The 18,262-nt window shown below is 64.9% G+C and carries 18 protein-coding genes; 14 read left to right on the top strand and 4 right to left on the bottom strand.

Annotated features, from left to right (window positions below; translation table 11 throughout):
* Position 1: 1 nt before the first annotated feature.
* From ASD67_RS00915 to ASD67_RS00935, 5 genes are all read left to right on the top strand, one after another.
* Entirely contained in the window at positions 2–451 is a 450-nt protein-coding gene (locus ASD67_RS00915; RefSeq protein ID WP_056341907.1) for a CopD family protein, read from the top strand.
* Positions 452–644: 193 nt separating this feature from the next.
* Positions 645–1,901: a transcription termination factor Rho gene (gene rho, locus ASD67_RS00920; RefSeq protein WP_056341910.1), complete on the top strand. Its 1,257-nt coding sequence runs from the start codon at positions 645–647 to the stop codon at positions 1,899–1,901.
* A gap of 12 nt (positions 1,902–1,913) precedes the next feature.
* Entirely contained in the window at positions 1,914–2,207 is a 294-nt protein-coding gene (locus ASD67_RS00925) for an antibiotic biosynthesis monooxygenase family protein (protein ID WP_056341912.1), read from the top strand.
* The gene (locus ASD67_RS00930; RefSeq protein ID WP_056342864.1) at positions 2,207–2,935 is read left to right on the top strand and encodes a YjbE family putative metal transport protein; all 729 of its coding nucleotides are present in this window, start codon (positions 2,207–2,209) and stop codon (positions 2,933–2,935) included. The genes ASD67_RS00925 and ASD67_RS00930 overlap by 1 nt, the downstream gene beginning before the upstream one ends.
* 88 nt (positions 2,936–3,023) lie before the next feature.
* A complete protein-coding gene (locus ASD67_RS00935; RefSeq protein ID WP_056341915.1) occupies positions 3,024–3,425 on the top strand; it encodes a DUF1489 family protein in 402 nt (133 codons plus the stop codon).
* On the opposite strand, the gene ASD67_RS00940 is transcribed toward ASD67_RS00935, so the two are convergent.
* From ASD67_RS00940 to ASD67_RS00950, 3 genes are read right to left on the bottom strand one after another with little or no spacing between them, the layout of a single operon-like run.
* A complete protein-coding gene (locus tag ASD67_RS00940; RefSeq protein ID WP_056341920.1) occupies positions 3,422–5,008 on the bottom strand; it encodes an FMN-binding glutamate synthase family protein in 1,587 nt (528 codons plus the stop codon). The two genes, ASD67_RS00935 and ASD67_RS00940, sit on opposite strands and share 4 nt — an antisense overlap.
* 4 nt (positions 5,009–5,012) lie before the next feature.
* Complete coding sequence (locus ASD67_RS00945) at positions 5,013–5,411, bottom strand: nuclear transport factor 2 family protein (protein ID WP_056341922.1); 399 nt, start codon at positions 5,409–5,411, stop codon at positions 5,013–5,015.
* Complete coding sequence (locus tag ASD67_RS00950; protein ID WP_056341924.1) at positions 5,408–6,106, bottom strand: dienelactone hydrolase family protein; 699 nt, start codon at positions 6,104–6,106, stop codon at positions 5,408–5,410. Before ASD67_RS00950 ends, ASD67_RS00945 begins: the two co-directional genes overlap by 4 nt.
* Before the next feature lie 109 nt (positions 6,107–6,215).
* Here ASD67_RS00950 and ASD67_RS00955 point away from each other — a divergent pair, with 109 nt between their 5' ends.
* The 3 genes from ASD67_RS00955 to mnmG all read left to right on the top strand — a co-directional run bounded on the left by ASD67_RS00955 (position 6,216) and on the right by mnmG (position 9,925).
* Positions 6,216–6,515 carry a DUF6489 family protein gene (locus ASD67_RS00955; protein ID WP_056341926.1) on the top strand — a complete coding sequence of 100 codons (300 nt, stop codon included), beginning with the start codon at positions 6,216–6,218 and terminating at the stop codon, positions 6,513–6,515.
* A gap of 23 nt (positions 6,516–6,538) precedes the next feature.
* On the top strand, positions 6,539–7,843 hold the full coding sequence (gene mnmE, locus ASD67_RS00960; RefSeq protein WP_268797895.1) for a tRNA uridine-5-carboxymethylaminomethyl(34) synthesis GTPase MnmE: 1,305 nt from the start codon (positions 6,539–6,541) through the stop codon (positions 7,841–7,843).
* A 210-nt stretch (positions 7,844–8,053) separates the two neighbouring features.
* Complete coding sequence (gene mnmG / locus ASD67_RS00965) at positions 8,054–9,925, top strand: tRNA uridine-5-carboxymethylaminomethyl(34) synthesis enzyme MnmG (RefSeq protein ID WP_056341932.1); 1,872 nt, start codon at positions 8,054–8,056, stop codon at positions 9,923–9,925.
* 55 nt (positions 9,926–9,980) lie between these two features.
* On the opposite strand, the gene ASD67_RS22505 is transcribed toward mnmG, so the two are convergent.
* A complete protein-coding gene (locus ASD67_RS22505) occupies positions 9,981–10,796 on the bottom strand; it encodes an ATP-grasp domain-containing protein (RefSeq protein ID WP_082544750.1) in 816 nt (271 codons plus the stop codon).
* A gap of 301 nt (positions 10,797–11,097) precedes the next feature.
* Between ASD67_RS22505 and rsmG the strand changes: the two genes are divergently transcribed.
* The 6 genes from rsmG to ASD67_RS00995 all read left to right on the top strand — a co-directional run bounded on the left by rsmG (position 11,098) and on the right by ASD67_RS00995 (position 18,260).
* The gene (gene rsmG / locus ASD67_RS00970) at positions 11,098–11,757 is read left to right on the top strand and encodes a 16S rRNA (guanine(527)-N(7))-methyltransferase RsmG (RefSeq protein ID WP_156377522.1); all 660 of its coding nucleotides are present in this window, start codon (positions 11,098–11,100) and stop codon (positions 11,755–11,757) included.
* Entirely contained in the window at positions 11,754–12,536 is a 783-nt protein-coding gene (locus ASD67_RS00975) for a ParA family protein (RefSeq protein ID WP_056341935.1), read from the top strand. Before rsmG ends, ASD67_RS00975 begins: the two co-directional genes overlap by 4 nt.
* A complete protein-coding gene (locus tag ASD67_RS00980; RefSeq protein ID WP_056341938.1) occupies positions 12,537–13,496 on the top strand; it encodes a ParB/RepB/Spo0J family partition protein in 960 nt (319 codons plus the stop codon).
* 369 nt (positions 13,497–13,865) lie between these two features.
* Positions 13,866–14,363, top strand: a complete 498-nt coding sequence (locus tag ASD67_RS00985; protein ID WP_056341941.1) for a DUF4402 domain-containing protein — start codon at positions 13,866–13,868, stop codon at positions 14,361–14,363.
* Positions 14,364–14,614: 251 nt separating this feature from the next.
* Complete coding sequence (locus tag ASD67_RS00990) at positions 14,615–15,442, top strand: fimbrial biogenesis chaperone (RefSeq protein ID WP_056341945.1); 828 nt, start codon at positions 14,615–14,617, stop codon at positions 15,440–15,442.
* A gap of 31 nt (positions 15,443–15,473) precedes the next feature.
* Complete coding sequence (locus ASD67_RS00995) at positions 15,474–18,260, top strand: MSCRAMM family protein (RefSeq protein WP_156377523.1); 2,787 nt, start codon at positions 15,474–15,476, stop codon at positions 18,258–18,260.
* Positions 18,261–18,262: the final 2 nt, after the last annotated feature.

An 18,262-nucleotide genomic window follows, 5' to 3' on the forward strand; every position in this document is an offset into this window, starting at 1 on the left:
CATGGAACTGTCAGGTTTCCTGGGATCGGCGACCTTGTGGGTTAAAGCGGCCCATGTGATTTTCGTGATCTTCTTCATGGCCGGCCTGTTCATGATGCCGCGTTTTTTCGTCTATCATCACCAGTGTCCGGTGGGGTCCGAGGAAGATGCGAAATGGATCGAGCGTGAGGACCGGCTGCGCAGGATCATCCTCAATCCGGCGATCATGGTCGTGTGGATCCTGGGGCTGATGCTCGCCTTTAACGGTTCCTATTGGAACCAGGGCTGGTTTCTGGTCAAATTCGCGATCGTGATCGCGCTGTCGGGCTATCACGGCTGGATGATTGGCTATTTCAAGAAGCTCGCCAAGGGTGAGCGCCCCTTGACCGAGAAACAGCTTCGCATGCTGAATGAGGTGCCGGGCGTCGCGGCCGCGGTGATCGTCATTCTGGCAGTCGTTCGCCCCTTTTGATCCCTCGGTGCGGCGCAGCGCCGATTGACTTGGACAAAAGCCGGTTATAGGGGCCGATCAACCCCGTTTCCTGCGGGCGGCGCTTCGATGCGCCGAACTATCTGTAACGGTTGTCCCACGACCGGATAGGCACCAGCCGGTGCGACGAAACTAGTCTCCATATCTCCTTATATTCATACCCGGAATCCATCCCATGCATCTTAAAGAACTCAAAACCAAATCGCCCGCCCAACTCGTCGAAATGGCCGAGGAACTGGGCGTCGAGGGTGCGTCGACGCTGCGCAAGCAGGACCTGATGTTCTCGATCCTGAAAGAACTCGCCGAAGAGGGCGAGGAAATCATCGGTTCGGGTACGATCGAGGTGCTTCCCGACAGCTTCGGCTTCCTGCGTTCGTCGGAGGCCAATTATCTGGCTGGTCCCGACGACATCTATGTTTCGCCGAACCAGGTTCGCAAACATGGGCTGCGCACCGGCGACACCGTCGAAGGCGAAATCCGCGCCCCCCGCGACGGTGAACGTTATTTTGCGCTGACCAAGCTGATCAGCGTCAATTTCGACGATCCCGACGTCGTCCGCCACCGCGTCAATTTCGACAACCTCACGCCGCTCTATCCGAACCAGAAGCTGTCGCTCGATAGTCTCGATCCCACGGTCAAGGACAAGTCGGCGCGGGTCATCGACCTCGTCAGCCCGCAGGGCAAGGGCCAGCGCGCGCTGATCGTCGCGCCGCCGCGTACGGGCAAGACGGTGCTGTTGCAGAATATCGCCAAGGCGATCACCGACAATCATCCCGAGGTCTACCTGATCGTCCTGCTGGTCGACGAGCGTCCCGAGGAAGTCACCGACATGCAGCGCAGCGTTAACGGCGAGGTCGTCTCCTCGACCTTCGACGAACCTGCGACGCGCCACGTCCAGGTCGCCGAAATGGTGATCGAAAAGGCCAAGCGCCTCGTCGAGCATAAGAAGGATGTCGTCATCCTGCTCGATTCGATCACGCGTCTCGGCCGCGCCTACAACACCGTCGTCCCGTCGTCGGGCAAGGTGCTGACCGGCGGTGTCGATGCCAACGCGCTGCAGCGTCCGAAGCGCTTCTTCGGCGCGGCGCGCAACATCGAGGAAGGCGGTTCGCTGTCGATCATCGCGACCGCGCTGATCGACACCGGCAGCCGCATGGACGAGGTGATCTTCGAAGAATTCAAGGGCACGGGTAACTCCGAAATCGTCCTCGATCGCAAGGTCGCCGACAAGCGTATCTTCCCCAGCCTCGACGTCGGCAAGTCGGGCACGCGCAAGGAAGAATTGCTCGTCGAAAAGGACAAGCTGTCGAAAATGTGGGTGCTGCGCCGCATCCTCATGCAGATGGGCACCATCGACGCGATGGAGTTCCTGCTCGACAAGATCAAGGATTCGAAGACCAACGAGGATTTCTTCGACAGCATGAACCAGTAAGTCGTCGGGGCGATGGCCGTGATCGAACACGCGTTGCTTCCCGTGCGTGCGGGCAGTGAAGCGGCGTTCGAGGCGGCCGTCGTCGAAGCGCGGCCACTCATAGCCGCGTCCCCTGGGTTTATTTCGATGCAAATCCGCCGCCCGACAGGAACCGGACAGCCTTATCTGCTGTTGGTCGAATGGCGGTCGGTCGAGGATCACCGCGACGGGTTCCGCCAGTCCGATCGCTATCAACAGTGGCGGGCATTGCTGCATCATTTTTATGACCCTATGCCAGAGGTCAGCTATTTCGGGGACATGCTGTGATATTCGATATTTTGACGCAAGCGGCGGCCGCCGCACAGGGCCTCGGTTCGCCGGCCGAAATGTGGCAGCATATTGTCAACGATTTCAGCAATATAACCTCTCCGGCGGCCTTTTCGACCTTTCTGACGGTGATTGGTCTTGATCTGGTGCTGGCGGCGGACAATGCGATCATCGTTGGCGCTCTTGCCGCTGGGCTTCCCGCCGAACAGCGCCGCAAGGTCATCATCATTGGCGTCGTTGCGGCGCTGATCTTGCGCATTCTCTTTGCGTTGGTCGTTGTGCAACTCATGCAGGTCGTCGGTCTGATCTTTATCGGCGGACTGTTGCTGGTTTGGGTCGCATGGAAAATGTGGCGTGAAATCAATCACAACAGCGCCGTACATTCGGCCGGATCGCCCGAGATATCGGGTGATGAGACGTCTGGCATCAAACCGGCGAAAAGCTTTTGGGCTGCTGCCTGGGCTGTCGGCGTCGCCGACGTCTCGATGAGCCTCGACAATGTTCTGGCGGTGGCCGGTGCGGCAAAGGATCATCCGGGGATCATGATCGTCGGACTGATTTTTGCCGTGGCGTTGATGGGGGTAGCCGCCAATTATCTCGCGCGGTTGATCGAGCGATATAAATGGATCGCTTATATTGGCTTGGCTCTCGTCATCTATGTCGCCGTCAAGATGATGTACGAGGGTTGGATCAATCCGACCGTCGGTGTCGGGACATTGTTCGGCTAAGTCCCGTAACAGCAGTCATCGACACTAAGGGGGCGGCTCGACAGGGCGGCCCTCTTGTTCCTTGGTTCTTTCTCCTCATTTAAGACCCATGCCTTTCCTCCATCTCACCAAGGTCGCCGTTGGCTGCGCTCATGTCGAAACCTTTGCCCGGCGCGTCGCGGCGCGGGCCGACAAGGGCGAATTGCGCGTGCCGACGCGGATGCGGCCGAAACGGCAGGTCGAACTGATCGGCGGCGCGCTGCACTGGATCATCAAGCATCGCATCGTCGCGCGGCAGACGATCTTGCGTTTCGAGGATCGCAAGGATGGGCGGCTGGACATCGTCTGTTCGGACCAGCTCGAAATATTGCCGCCGACCTACCGCCGCGCGCATCAGGGCTGGCGCTATCTGGCCGATGAGGATGCGCCCACCGGCATCGGCGAAGGCGGGGAGGGCGACGAACTGCCACCGCATCTGCAGCGCGAACTCGCGGCGCTGATGCTGCTTTAGAGCACCGCGCGGAAGCTATCGGCGCGCGCCATCGCCCAATAGCGGGCGCTCGCGACCGAGTCCGGATCGTCCAGAAGCACGCCGCGCTCATAGAATTTGTAGATGCGGTCGATCGAGTCCGAGCGCGCCGAATTGAGCCGTTCGTGGAGATGGTGCGGCATGATCTGCCACGGTGTTTCGAGTCCCATCGCGCAGGTGATGTCCCACAAAGCGCCGACGGTCGCGGCCTGGAAGCGGCGCACGCGTTCGGCCTTGTCCTCGACGACCAGACCGCGCTGGCGACCGGGGTCCTGCGTCGCGACCCCGGTCGGGCAGCGGTCGGTATGGCATTGCAGCGACTGGACGCAACCGAGCGAGAACATGAAGGCGCGTGCGGCGTTCGACCAGTCGGCGCCGAGCGCGTTGTTGACCGCGAGCCCGGCGCCCGAATGGACCTTTCCCGATGCCGCGAGCTTGACCTCTTCCTTGAGTCCGCAGCCGACGAGCGCGTTGCGCACGAAGATCAGCCCTTCGCGCAGCGGCATGCCGACGCGGTTCGAAAATTCGACCGGCGCCGCCCCCGTGCCACCCTCGGCACCGTCGACGACGATATAGTCGAGCCGGACGCCGGTCTCGATCATTGCCTTCATGACGGCATAGATTTCGTGCGGTTGGCCGACGCAGAGCTTGATCCCTACCGGCTTGCCGCCCGATAGATCGCGCAGCTTCGCGGCCCATGCCAGCATCTCGACCGGAGTCGAAAAGGCCGAATGCGCGGCGGGTGAGATACAGTCATGGCCCTCGGGAACGCCGCGTGTCGCGGCGATCTCGGCGCTGACCTTCGGCCCAGGAAGGACGCCGCCATGGCCGGGCTTGGCGCCCTGGCTCAGCTTGATCTCGATCATCCGAACCTGATCGGCCTGTGCGACATCGGTGAAGCGTGCGGGGTCGAAGCGACCGGCGTCGTCGCGACAGCCGAAATAGCCGCTGCCCAACTCCCACACGATGTCGCCGCCATGCTTGCGGTGATAGGGGCTGAAGCCGCCCTCACCGGTGTCGTGATAAAAGTCGCCCATCCTGGCGCCAAGGTTCAGTGCCTCGATCGCATTGGCGCTGAGCGAGCCAAAACTCATCGCGGATATGTTGAGCAGCGCGCTTCGATAGGGCTTAGAACATTGCGAGGTGCCGACATGGACGCGATCGCCGCGATCGCCATGGGCGGTTGGCGCGATGCTGTGGCTCATCCACTCATATTCGTCCGAATAGACGTCGAGTTCGGTGCCGAAGGGATGCGAATCGAGATCGCCCTTGGCACGCGCATAGACGAGGTCGCGTTCGGTGCGTGCGAAGGGGCGCCCGTCGAGCGGGCTTTCGACGATATAGGCGTAAAGGAAAGGCCGCAATGCCTCGAACAGCCAGCGCATCCGCGCGATCAGCGGATAGTTGCGGCGGAGTGAGTGGTGGCGCTGGACGGCGTCGTAGAGCGCGATCCCGAGCAGGGGAACCCAGAGGATCAGCGTCCAGCGCGCCGGTCCCCACCAGGCCGCGAGCGCGATCGCGGCGGCGAGGATAGGGATGGCGATCCAGCGCGGAACCCGCACCATGACGTCAGCTCGCCTGCGCGGCGAGCATCGCGGCCATTTTCTCCCACACCTTGTTGATCGCCTTCAAGGGCCTCACCATCACCTTGAAATCGATGATCTTTCCATCGTCGTTCCAGCGAATGATGTCGACGCCGTTGATTTGGATATCGTCGAGCGTCGTCGCGAATTCGAGCATCGCCTGATCGCCATCGACGATCTCGCGCAGATAGCGGAAATCGTCGCCGCCAAGTGCGTGGCTCGCCGCGTGGAGATAGGCGAAGACCTTGTCCCGCCCCTCCTGCGGCGTGTGGACGACGGGTGAGTGGAAGACCGCATCCTCGGCGAGCATCGCGCGCAGCGCCTGCGGATCGCCGCCGCCGGCCATATAGGCGTGCCAGGCGGTGACTCCGGCGTGCGCGCTCATGCCAGATGCTCGGCGAAGAAGGCCTTGGTGCGCCCATCGGCGAGCTGCGCGCCGGCCTCGTTGCGGCGATTGCCCATCGTCGCGGCGAAGCCATGGTCGAGGCCCTGATAATCATGGATCGTCACCTTCGGATGCGCGTCGAGCCCTTCGTGGATCACCTTTTGCGCGTCATGGTCGACGAGATGATCCTCGGTCGGGATATGGAGCATCAGCGGATGGGCGATCGCGTGGCTTTCATTCAGCATCTGGTCGATCATGACGCCATAATAGCCCACCGACGCATTCACGTCGGTACGTGCGGCAACCATATAGGCGAGGCGGCCGCCGAGGCAGAAACCGACCGCGCCGACTTTCGACGCGCCCTGGCCGTGGAGCCAGCGGATCGCGGCTTCGATGTCCTTGACCCCGTCATTGGCGTCATATTGGCCGAAATAGCCGAAAGCTTCCTGCAATTCGGCTTCCACATCGGGGTTGAGTTCGACGCCGGGGGCGAAGCGCCAGAAGATGTCGGGCGCGATCGCTAGATAGCCTTCGGCGGCCCAGTCGTCGCATTTCTTGCGGATGCCGGCATTCACGCCGAAAATTTCGGGAATGACGATGATCGCGCGCGAGCTGTCGGCATCGGGCCGCGCGACATAGGCGGGGATGTCCCCCTCGCCGTCGAGCGCGGGGATGCTGTTGTTGGTCGCGGACATGGGGGACTCTCCTGTGACTCTTGCTTCTTGGCGGTGAAAGCGCGAAGCTAGCGGGCGCAGCGGCGCGGCTCAAGCGCGGTTCGCGGTTTTTTCGGGGCGGAGACGGACGATGAAATTCAATATCGAGATCGATTGCACCCCCGAGGAAGCGCGGCGGCTCGTCGGCCTGCCCGATCTCGAGCCGCTGCACGCCATCTACCTCGACCGCGTCAAGGAATTGATGGCGAAGGGGATCACTCCCGACATGGTCCAGTCGATGGTCAAGAGCTGGGTGCCGATGGGTGAAAGCGGGCTCGGGCTCGTGCAATCGCTGATGAGCCAGTTCGGCGGCGGATTGATGGGCGGCGCGGGCAAATCGGCCGATAAGGACGACGGCGACGACAAGCCGGCGCGGGGGCGCAAGAGCTGAACCAAGACAGAAGCAGCGACACGATCTTCGCGCTGTCGAGCGGGATGCCGCCGGCGGCGATCGCGGTCGTGCGCGTCAGCGGGGCGCGGGCGGGCGCAGCCCTTGCGGTACTGGCGGGCCGATTGCCCGAGCCGCGGCGCGCGGTGCTGGCCGATCTGAAAGATATGAATGACGCCGCGCTCGATCGTGCGCTGATCCTGTGGTTTCCCGGACCCGCGACCGCGACGGGGGAAGATCTGGCCGAGATGCACCTGCACGGCGGCCGCGCGGTGGTCGCGGCGGTAGCGGCGGCGCTTGCGGCGATGCCGGGGCTGCGCGCGGCCGAGGCGGGCGAGTTTACGCGGCGCGCATTTCTCAACGGGCGGATCGATTTGGCCGAAGCCGAGGGGCTTGCCGACCTGCTCGCCGCCGAGACCGAGAGCCAGCGGAAACAGGCGCTCGGGATGGCGAGCGGGCATGTGTCGCGTGCGGTCGAAGGCTGGCAGGAGCGGTTGCTCGGGCTGATGGCGGCGGCGGAGGCCGAGCTGAACTTCGGTGATGAGGAGGATGTGCAACTTCACGATGATTGCGCACATCGCTTAGGCGAAGGGATGAAGATGCTCGCCGCCGAGCTCGATGGCTGGCTGGCCAGGCCGGGCGCCGAGGTGATCGCCGAGGGGTTGTCGGTCGTCATCGCGGGCCCACCAAACGCCGGGAAATCGACCCTTATCAATGCATTAGCCAAGCGCGAGTTGGCGATCGTGTCGCCGGTGGCGGGAACGACGCGCGATGTGATCGAGACGGCGCTGGCGCTCGACGGGATCGCGATGCGCTTTTCGGATACCGCGGGATTGCGCGCCGAGAGTTCCGACGCGATCGAAATGATCGGAATCGACCGCGCGAAGGCCGCGGTCGAGGCTGCGGATATATTGCTGTGGCTGGGGCAGGCGAAAGACGCGCCCGAGCATGCGCGCGCGATATTGATCGCGGCGCAGGCCGACCGCTGGCGTGGCGATGCCGCGGCGGAAGCGGAGGCCGCGCGCTGCGACCTGATATTGTCGGCGGCGACGGGTGAGGGGATGGACCGGCTTCACCGCATGATCGTCGAGATGGCGCGGACCTTGTTGCCGCGCGAGGACGAGGCGGCGCTGCGCCGGCGCCAGCGCGAGGCGCTCGCCGAGGCGAAGGGCTGGCTGGAGGTTGTGCCCGGGTCGCGCGAGGCGGGCGACCTGATCCTGCTCGCCGAACGATTGCGGCTCGCGGGCGGGGCTCTCGACCGGATCACCGGGCGGGCGGGGGTCGAGGAGATGCTGGACGCACTGTTCGGGCGTTTCTGCATCGGGAAGTGATGTTCCACGTGGAACAGCGATCGATTTCGCGGTCATCCCGGACTTGATCCGGGATCGACATATTCGACGCTGCGAAAATGGACCCCGGATCAAGTCCGGGGGGACGAGGGGCGGTGACGGCTCTTCCATCGATGTATCTTGCGGCGCTCGATCGGTGGTCGAAGACCAGATGGATTTGACCGGCAGTTTCGGCTATGCGCCGCCACAATCATGCACAGCAGCGCAATATATGATGTCATCGTCGTCGGCGGCGGGCATGCCGGGACCGAGGCCGCCGCCGCCGCGGCGCGACTTGGCGCGTCGGTTGCGCTGGTCAGTTTCGATCCGGCGCTGATCGGGACGATGTCGTGCAACCCGGCGATCGGGGGGCTCGGCAAGGGGCATTTGATGCGCGAGGTCGATGCACTCGACGGATGGATGGCGCGCGCGGCCGACGCGGCGGCGATCCATTATAGGATGCTCAACGCGTCGAAGGGCGCGGCGGTGCAGGGGCCGCGAATCCAGGCCGACCGCAAACTCTATCGCCAGGCGATCCAGGATTTGCTCGCTGCCGAGGATGGCATCACCGTCGTCGAAGGCGAGGCGGCGGCGCTGCTGCTGTCGGACGACGGTTCGCGCGTTACGGGGCTGGAGCTTGGCGACGGGAGCAAGCTGGTGGCGGGGGCGGTGGTGCTCGCGACGGGGACCTTCCTTGGCGGACGGCTGTTCCGCGGCGAGGAACGGATGGAAGGCGGCCGCATCGGCGAAGCCGGCGCGCATCGGCTCGCCGAACAGTTGCGCCGCGCAAATCTGCCGATGGCGCGGCTCAAGACCGGGACGCCGCCGCGGCTCGACGGGCGGACGATCGACTGGGCACGGCTCGACGAGCAGCCCTCGGACAGCGCCGAGGGGGCAAGCTGGACCTGTTCCACGTGGAACAGTGCGCGGACGGTGCCGCAGATATTCTGCGCGATCACGCGCACCAATGGCGAGAGCCACGCGATCATCGCGGCGAATCTCGACCGCTCGCCGCTGTTTACCGGGGCGATCGGCGCGGCGGGGCCGCGCTATTGCCCGTCGATCGAGGACAAGATTCACCGCTTCGCCGACCGCGACGGACATCAGGTGTTTCTCGAGCCCGAGGGGCTCGATTCGGTGCTCGTCTATCCGAACGGCATTTCGACCTCGCTGCCCGCCGATGTGCAGCAGGCCATGCTGCGCACGATGGAAGGACTTGAGGCGGTCGAGATGGTCGTGCCGGGTTATGCGGTCGAATATGACCATATCGACCCGCGCGCGCTCGACCGGACGTTGCAGGTTCGCGCGATCGGCGGGCTGTGGTGCGCGGGGCAGATCAACGGCACCACCGGCTATGAGGAGGCCGCCGCGCAGGGGCTGGTCGCGGGGGCAAATGCGGCGCTGGCGGTGCAGGGGCGTGACCCGCTGATCCTCGACCGGTCCCTATCCTATATCGGGGTGATGGTAGACGATCTGGTGCTGCAGGGGGTGAGCGAACCGTACCGGATGCTCACCGCGCGCGCCGAATATCGGTTGCGGCTGCGCGCCGACAATGCCGCGACGCGGCTGACCCCGAAGGGGATCGCGCTGGGGCTGGTGCGGCCGGCGACCGCGGCTTTGTTCGACGCGCGGATCGCCGAGCGCGCGCGGGCGGCGATGTTGCTGGAAGCGCCGGTAACGACCGCCGACTATGCGGCGATCGGGCTGGCGCTGCCCGGCGACGGCGCGGCGCGGCGGCGGATCGATCTGCTGCGCTTTCCCGAAGTGACGATGGCAACGCTGGCGCTGCTGGCGCCCGAACTGGCCGCGATTGACGAAAGGCTGCTCGCCGAGTTGGCCGAGGATGTCCATTATGCGCCCTATATCGCGCGGCAGGAAGCCGAGTTGCGGTCGCTGGCGGCGAATGAAGCGATCTTGCTCGACCCCGCGCTGGATTATGGTGCGATTGGCGGGCTGTCGCGCGAGATGGTCGAACGGCTGACCAAGGTACGGCCCGAGACGCTGGGGCAGGCGGGGCGTATCGACGGGGTGACCCCGGCGGCGCTGACCGCGATCCTGGTGCATAGCAAGCGGCGGGCGGCTTGAGGGTGGTCGCGCTGTGAAGTCTGTGATGCGGGCTTTGGGTTTCGGAAGCGGACGTTCAAATCCTCTCCAAGATGTTCTGCCACAGCACCGCGGGTGGCAATCCGACGTATCCTGCTTCTTGAGCGTCGTTGCACTCTATGACGATCCAATCTCCGCTAGTCGTGCGTGCTATATCGACGACCAGAAACGGCACTGACACTCGCTTTGCGGCTTCTCGCGCGACAGCAACGCCTGTGTCCAAGTCTCGTGCGCCATAGACAGGTAATTGATACCAATAATGGCCGCAGCCCACCAATTCGCCGTTCCACCAAAAGGTCCGGAATTCGCGAGAAGGGCGAACCTTGTTTGGAACGTCACCCGCGATTGGTTCCAGCTCGACAAACTGGCGAATTACAGGGCGCTGCCAACTCAAAATATCGTCACGGCGATAGCCGTCACAAAGCCTTGAATAGTCGCTAGAATCGCGGGCGATTGACAAATCGGGGTTGTGCTTGCTCGTTTGCCGGGAGCCTTTTACAAATATCGGCCATTCAAACTGGGCCTCAATTTCGGACGCAGACGGGAGGCTCTGAAAGATCCGCGTGGCTGGGGTTAGGTCTTGTATCAATGGATACCAACCTTCCAACTCGCTTGCTCTGAAATGCTCTGCCGGCGAGTTGACTAGCCGCAAACCCCAATCGGCCTTTTCGTCGTATTCTGCCGCGTAGTCACGGACGGCGCCGATTCGGAGGACACACAACTCACCCTCCCTGAATTCATACGGGTGCGTGCAGGAGAAGTTCAGGTCGAAGTCAAAGTCATATACCGGCGCGCCGACAGCATGACTTATAACAAGCAGTCGATCCTCTAAGCGTGCGATATTAGGTTCCATGCGGCGCTCTTAATTCATCGCACGAATGTCCGCTATCGATCGCTGGCTGCCATTCGCCATCCCGGCCCTAATCCGGAAATCGCGGTTAGAAGGGACTCGATCAAATCCGGGGGGACGAGATGGGCGCCTGTTTTTTAACGCCGCCCTCTTTGTGTCTTTGTGTGAGAAATGCTGGACCGTGATGACCTGAGTTTCTCTTCGCGCCTTTGCGCCTTTGCGTGAGGCTTTCAAAATCTCACGCAAAGGCGCAAAGGCGCGAAGAAGGACAAAGCCCGCTTCGCGGGGAAGGTGAAGGACCGACGTGGCGGACGCCGATATATTGAACGATGAGGAGGCCGCACGGGGCTGGTTGGAGCAGGCGTTCGCGCCGAGCGCCGGGCAATGGGCGCGGCTCGAGCGGTTTGCGGCGATGCTGGTGGGCGAGAATGACCGGCAGAATCTGATCGCGGCGTCGACGATCCCGATTTTGTGGGTGCGGCATATCGCCGACAGCGCGCAGCTGCTCGCGCTCGATCGGGACGGCGAGGGGCTTTGGGTCGACCTGGGCAGCGGCGCGGGGCTTCCCGGGCTGGTCGTTGCGATCCTGTCCGAGCGGCCGATGTTGCTCGTCGAATCGCGAAAGCGCCGGTGCGAGTTTTTGCGCGACGTTGTGGGTGAGCTGGGGCTGGACCATGTCGAGGTTGCCGAGGCGCCGTTGGAGAAGGTGGCAACCCGGCCCGCGGGGACGATCAGCGCGCGGGCTTTTGCGCCGCTCGACAAGTTGCTCGACTTATCCGCGCGTTTTTCCACCGAATCGACGCGCTGGCTGCTGCCAAAGGGGCGAAACGCGGTTAAGGAACTGGCGTTGCTGCCGCCGGCGTGGCAGAGAATGTTTCACGTGGAACAGAGCCGCACCGATGCCGATAGCCAGATTTTGGTGGGATCGGGCCAGATCGCGGCGCAACAGCGAGGAAAGCGATGATCCGCATTGCCGTGGCGAACCAGAAGGGCGGGGTCGGCAAGACGACGACCGCGATCAACCTGGCGACCGCGCTTGCGGCGACCGGCTGGCGGACGCTGATCATCGACCTCGATCCGCAGGGCAATGCCTCGACCGGGCTGGGCATCGGGCAGGCGCGGCGCACGCTGTCGAGCTATGACCTGCTGCGCGGCGAGGCAACGCTGGCCGAATGCGCGATCCCGACCGCAGTGCCGCGGCTCGACATCGTCACCGCGACGGTCGACCTGTCGGGCGCCGAAATCGAGCTGATCGAATATAAGGACCGGCTGCACAAGCTGCAGCAGGCGATGACCGATGCACAGGCGGGGCAATGGGACATCTGCCTGATCGACTGCCCGCCGTCGCTCGGCATGCTGACGCTCAACGCGCTGATCGCCGCCGAATCGCTGATCGTGCCGCTGCAGTGCGAATTTTTCGCGCTCGAGGGGCTGAGCCAGCTGCTCACCACGGTCGAGCGGGTGCGCGGCAAGTTCAACCAGCGGCTGACGATCCTGGGGGTCGCGCTGACGATGTTCGACCGCCGCAACCGGCTGACCGATCAGGTGTCGGACGATGTCCGCGAGGTGCTCGGCCCGGTAGTGTTCGAAACGGTGATCCCGCGCAATGTACGGCTGTCCGAGGCGCCGAGCCACGGGCTGCCGGCGCTGATCTATGATCATCGCTGCGCGGGGTCGGCGGCCTATATCGCGCTGGCGCGCGAGCTGATCGATCGCCTGCCCAACGTCCGCAAGGCTGCATAAATGGCTGATAAACAAGACGAAACTGGCGTATCTGGCGCGATTCCGGCGAAGAAACGGCCGTCGGGGCTGGGGCGCGGGCTGAACGCGCTGTTCGGCGATGCCGCGGTCGAGGCGCCGGTGCTCGCCAGCCCCGGCGGGGCGTCGCCCGCGCCGGCGAGCGGCGAATCGGTGCAGCATGTCGCGGTGAGCGACATTCGCCCGCTGCCCGGCCAGCCGCGCCGCCATTTCGACGAAAATGCGATTGCCGAACTCGCCGATTCGATCAGCGCGCGCGGGTTGCTGCAGCCGATCATCGTGCGCGCGGCGCCGGATGGGCACGGTTATCAGCTCGTCGCGGGCGAACGGCGCTGGCGCGCGGCGCAGCGCGCCGGGCTGCACCAGATTCCGGCGCTGGTGCGCGAACTCGACGATGCGGCGACTTACGAAATCGCGCTGGTCGAGAATATCCAGCGCCAGGACCTCAATGCGATCGAAGAGGCGGGGGCCTATCGCAAGCTGATCGAGGATTTCGGGCATAGCCAGGATGCGCTGGCACGGCTGGTCGGCAAGTCGCGCAGCCATGTCGCGAATCTGATGCGCTTGCTCGAGCTGCCGCGCGCGGTACAGGACCTCGTCGGCGACGGCAGCCTCGCGATGGGGCATGCGCGCGCGCTGATCGGCGCCGAGGGCGCCGAGGGCCTCGCGCGCAAGATCGTCAAGGACGGGCTGTCGGTGCGCGCGGTCGAGGCGCTGGTACGCGCCGGCAAGGGCGGCGGGCGCAAGGCGCCGCTCGAATATAAGAGCATGGACGGCAATCGCGACCCCGACATCGTCGCGGTCGAGCGGCATCTGTCCGAGCTGCTCGGCATCGGCGTCGGCATCCAATATGCCGGCGACGGCAAGGGGGCGCTGACGCTGAAGTTCGCCTCGCTCGACCAGCTCGACATGATCTGCCAGCGGCTCTCCGGCGAATCGATCTGATTGCTGCCGAAGGCGTGAAGGGATTCGCGCAGAGGACGCGGAGTGCGCCGAGCAATCGGGCCGCTTAGCCGCTCTGCGTCCTTGGCGCCTTCTGCGCGAATCCGATTCTGCGGTTCGAATCGATTTTGTCGGACCGGGCTTAATTTGTACCGAAGCGGGCCGTTATAGGAAAAAGACGGTCCCCACCGTCCCGCTAATTTTGCGCCAAGACGCTGATTTCGCCCGCTTTCCACCGGAAATGCGGGCCAATCCCTAATGCGCCATTAACCATGGTTGTTGGGCAAAAGCTGAACCGGTCGTCGGTAGAAGGGCGACAGCGATGGGGTGGGATTTCCAATCGCTTCCGATTGACCAAGGGACCAAAAACTTATGCGCAACATTGCACTGAAGCGCGCCCTGATGGGTGCCGCTATTGCCGCTCTCGCCATGAACGCCTCGGCGGCGAACGCGGCCTCGACGACGGGTATGGCGAAGGCCAAGATCCTGCGCCAGATCACGCTCACCAACACCAGCGACCTGCAATATGCGACGGTCATCAGCGGCGCGACCGCTTCGACCGTCGTGGTGTCGACCGCCGGTGCCGCGACCTGCGGTTCGGGGCTGACCTGCACCGGCACCACGACCGCCGCGAACTTCAACATCGCCGGCACCTCGGGTGCGGTGGTGCTGGTCGGCGGCGATTCGTCGGTGACGCTCAACGGTTCGCTCGGCGGCACGATGACCTCGTCGCTGTCCTATTCGGCGAGCAACGTCACGCTGAGCGCGACGGGCGGCAGCTTTCAGGTCGGCGGCACGCTGAGCGTCGGCGCCAACCAGACTGCGGGCGACTATTCGGGGACGTTCAACGTCACCGCCAACTACCAGTAAGTTTCGACAGGGTGGGGGGACCGGCGGGCCTTCGGGTTCGCCGGCCGCAAAAGGGTCGTCGGGGTACCAGCCCCCGGCGGCCCTTTTTGCCGATTTTTTCCGACTGACGGTGGAGGAGCGGGTCGGTGCCGCGCTGCACAGCCAGCGCGAAACGCCATGGTTAGCAAAATATCAACCATGTTGGCGCAACAGGGAGGGGACCGTCGGGCGGTGTGGGCCGCCCGGTTTCACAAATGGTGGGGACCATTTCCATGTTGCGATTTTTCAAGGCCTTGCGCCTGTTTTCCGCGTTCGCGATCGGTATGGCGGCGATGCCCGCGCACGCCGCGGGCGACCTGCTCGTCGCGCCGACCCGCGTCGTCCTCGACGGCTCGCGCGGCACCGAGGTGGTGCTGAACAATATCGGGTCCGAGCCCGCGACCTATCGCATCAGCCTCGAGATCAAGCGGATGACGACGCTCGGCGGGCTCGACGAGATCGCGGAGGACGATGCCAATGCCGCCGAGAAGGCGGCGCTCGCGATGATCAGCTTCTCGCCGCGCCGCGTCACCCTGCCGCCGAACCAGCCGCAGGTGATCCGCGTCGGGGTACGGGTGCCCGAAGGCACGCCGCCGGGCGAATATCGCGCGCATATGCTGTTCCGCGCGGTGCCCGATGCGGCGCCCGCGACCGATCCGGCGAAGCCTGCGACGTCGGGCGGCGTGTCGATCGCGCTGACCCCGATCTATGGCATCACCATCCCTGTGATCGTGCGTGTCGGCGACCTGGGGGCCGAGGCGAGCATCGGCGAGGCGCGGGTGGTCGATACCGTCGATGGACCGGCCTTCGCCTTCGACCTCGCACGCAGCGGCAACCGTTCGGTCTATGGCGATATCGAGGTGACGCGGCCCGGGGTCGCCGAACCGCTGCTGCTCGCGCGCGGCATCGCGGTCTATCCCGAGGTCGGCCAGCGCCAGGTCCAGCTCCGCGTGCCCGCCGAGCTGGCGGCGAAGCTCAAGGGGCCGGTGCGCATCCGCTATAGCGAGGACCGCGAGGTCGGCGGCGGCACGATCGACGCGGTCGAGCGGGTGGTGAAATGAGCATCGGGTAGTCGGCCGAGCGGGCGCCGCGATGCTTCGCGCGCTTCTGATACGAATTCTCCCGGTCCTCGCGGCCGGGCTGGCGCTGGCGGGGCTTGTCCCGGCCGGCGCCCATGCGGCTGAAAAGGCGGATGTTTCGGACGGCTGGAAACCCAATGAGGACGACAGCTGGCTGTTCGACCTGCGCTCGGGCCAGTACCGGCTCGGCGACGGGATCCGCGGCTATCAGACGCCGACGGGGATGTGCGTCGACCTGGCCGACATGGTGATCGCGCTCGACCTGCCGATCCGCGTCGACAAGAAGTTGCGCCGCGCAACCGGCTGGGTGTTCGACGAGCGCCGCAGCCTGACGATCGACCGCGATGCGGGCGAGGTAAGGCTGGGGAGCCGCAGCTTTGCCATCGACACCACCGCGATCCGCGATACCGGCGCGGGCTGGTGCGTCGATGTGACGCAGCTCGCGACCTGGTTCGAACTGCCGCTGGTCCCGGATCTGTCGAACGCGGTGCTGCGTATCGATTCGAAGGAAAAGCTGCCCTTCCAACTCGCCGCCGAACGCCGCGCGCGCGGCGCCGGGCTGCGCCCGCAGCAGAGTTTCGACCTCGCGAGCCTGCCGCAGGCGGTGCGACCTTATGAAAACTGGGCGACGCCGTCGGTCGATGTCGTCGCCTCGGCGGGGTTCGTTAACGACAAGCGCGGCGGCTCCTATGTCCAGGCGCGCTATGAGGTCTTCGCGGCTGGCGAGGTGTTGGGCCAAAGCTTCGACGCGCGGCTGTCGTCGGACAATGAGGGGGTGCCCGACAGTTTGCGGATGCGGCTCTATCGCACCGACTCGCAGGGCAAGCTGCTCGGGCCGTTGAAGGCGACGCATTATGCGGTCGGCGATGTCAGCCTGCTGTCGACGGGGATCGTCGCGGGATCGTCGCCGGGGCGCGGCGCGGTGCTGACCAACCGCCCGGTCGAGCGCCCCGAGGCCTTCGACAAGACGGATTTTCGCGGCGACCTGCCCGCGGGCTGGGACGCCGAGCTGTATCGCAACGGGCAGTTGCTGGCGTTCACCAGCCCCAATGGCGACGGTCGCTATGAATTTCTCGACGTGCCGCTGCAATATGGCTCGAACCGTTTCGAGATCGTGCTCTATGGCCCGCAAGGGCAAATCCGGCGGGAGATCAAGCAGTGGCAGGTCGGGATCGATTCGATCCCGCCGCAGCAGACCTATTATTGGGCGGGTTTCGCGCAGGAAAATGCCGATTTGGTCGAATTCGGCAATCGGCGCCAGACCTTCCGCCGCGGCTGGCGCGGCACGATCGGGGTCGAGCGCGGGCTCGACACGCGCACGTCGGTCGCGGGCTATCTCCACAGTCTGATGATCGAGAATGTCCGGCGCAACTATGGCGAAGTCGCGCTGCGCCGCTCAATCGGGCCGACCCTGCTCGAGGTGGCGGGGGCCTATGCCGATGACAATAGTGGCGCGCTGCGTGCGAGCTGGCTCGCGGCGTTCGGCGAGACCTATGTGCGCGCCGACGCGATGCGTGGTTTTGGCGGTTTTGTATCCGACCGTTTTATCAACAATATCAATGGAATGTACCAGATTTCGGTTGACCAGTCGGTCAAGCTGGGGCGCACCGTGCTGCCACTGCACCTCGATTTGCGCCAGGTCGACCGGACATCGGGGGTGCAAAGTCTCGAGGCCTCGGCGCGCGCCTCGGCTAGTTTCCGCGCTTTGACCTTCACCGGCCAGCTCGACTGGGCGCGCACCAAGGTGCCGATCGGTCCCGACCCGCCCGACAATCTGAGCGCGACCCTGCTCGCCAACGCCCGGATCGGGCGGGTGCGTCTCCGCGGCGAGGCGCGCTTCGCGCTGTCGGGCGCCGCCGCCGATTCGCGCGCGACGGTGATCGCCGAATGGGCGGGGAAGGGCGACGGCGAATGGCGCGCCGAACTGGGGTATGACAAAGGACTCGACCGCGCGCGGGCGGGCCTGGGTTATACGCGCCGTTTCAACAAGTTGCAGCTGACGGGTTTCGGCGAAGTGGCGAGCGACGGCTCGGTCGCCGCGTCGCTCGCGCTCGCCTTCAGCTTCGGGCCGAAACCGCAGGGCGGCGGCTGGCGCGTGTCGAGCGAGAAACTCGCCAGCCGCGGCCAGGTGACGGCCGAGGTGTGGATGGACGATAATGGCGACGGCATCCGCCAGCCGGGCGAGGCGGCGTTGCCCGATGTGCCGATCACCGCGGGCAACGCCTTTGTCGACGCTGCGACCGACAAGGGCGGGCGGGCGACGGTCGACGGGCTGGAGCCTTTCCGTCCGGTGATGATTGGGATCGACGCCGGCAGCCTGCCCGACCCCTATGTCCAGCCCGCGCTGCCCGGGGTCGTTGTCACCCCGCGCCCGGGCGTGGCGACCCGAGTGATGTTGCCGATGACCGCGGCTGGTGAGATCGAAGGCACCATGATCCGTGACGGCGGCAATCCGATCGAGGGGCTGACGCTCGAACTCGTCGACGCCGAGGGCCGGGTGCGCGCGACGACCTTGACCGAGTTCGACGGATATTTCCTTTTCGAAAGCGTCGCTTACGGCCGCTACACGGTGCGTTTGGCGAAAGCGTCGGCGCAGTTGCTGCGGATTGATGGCGCGTTTGCCATCGGCGCATCGCCAGGCAAGGCGGCGCCGCGGATACGGCTGGGGACGCTGGCGCTGAAGCCGGTTCGCCGCGATCTGGCGGCGGCGAGCGACGGGGTGACGGGCGCGGGCAACAGCGCGCGCGGGCCGCCGGTTGCGGAGGACAAGGGTCCCGCGCGGGCGCCATCCGTCCCGTAATC

Source organism: Sphingopyxis sp. Root1497, assembly GCF_001427085.1.
GTDB lineage: Bacteria > Pseudomonadota > Alphaproteobacteria > Sphingomonadales > Sphingomonadaceae > Sphingopyxis.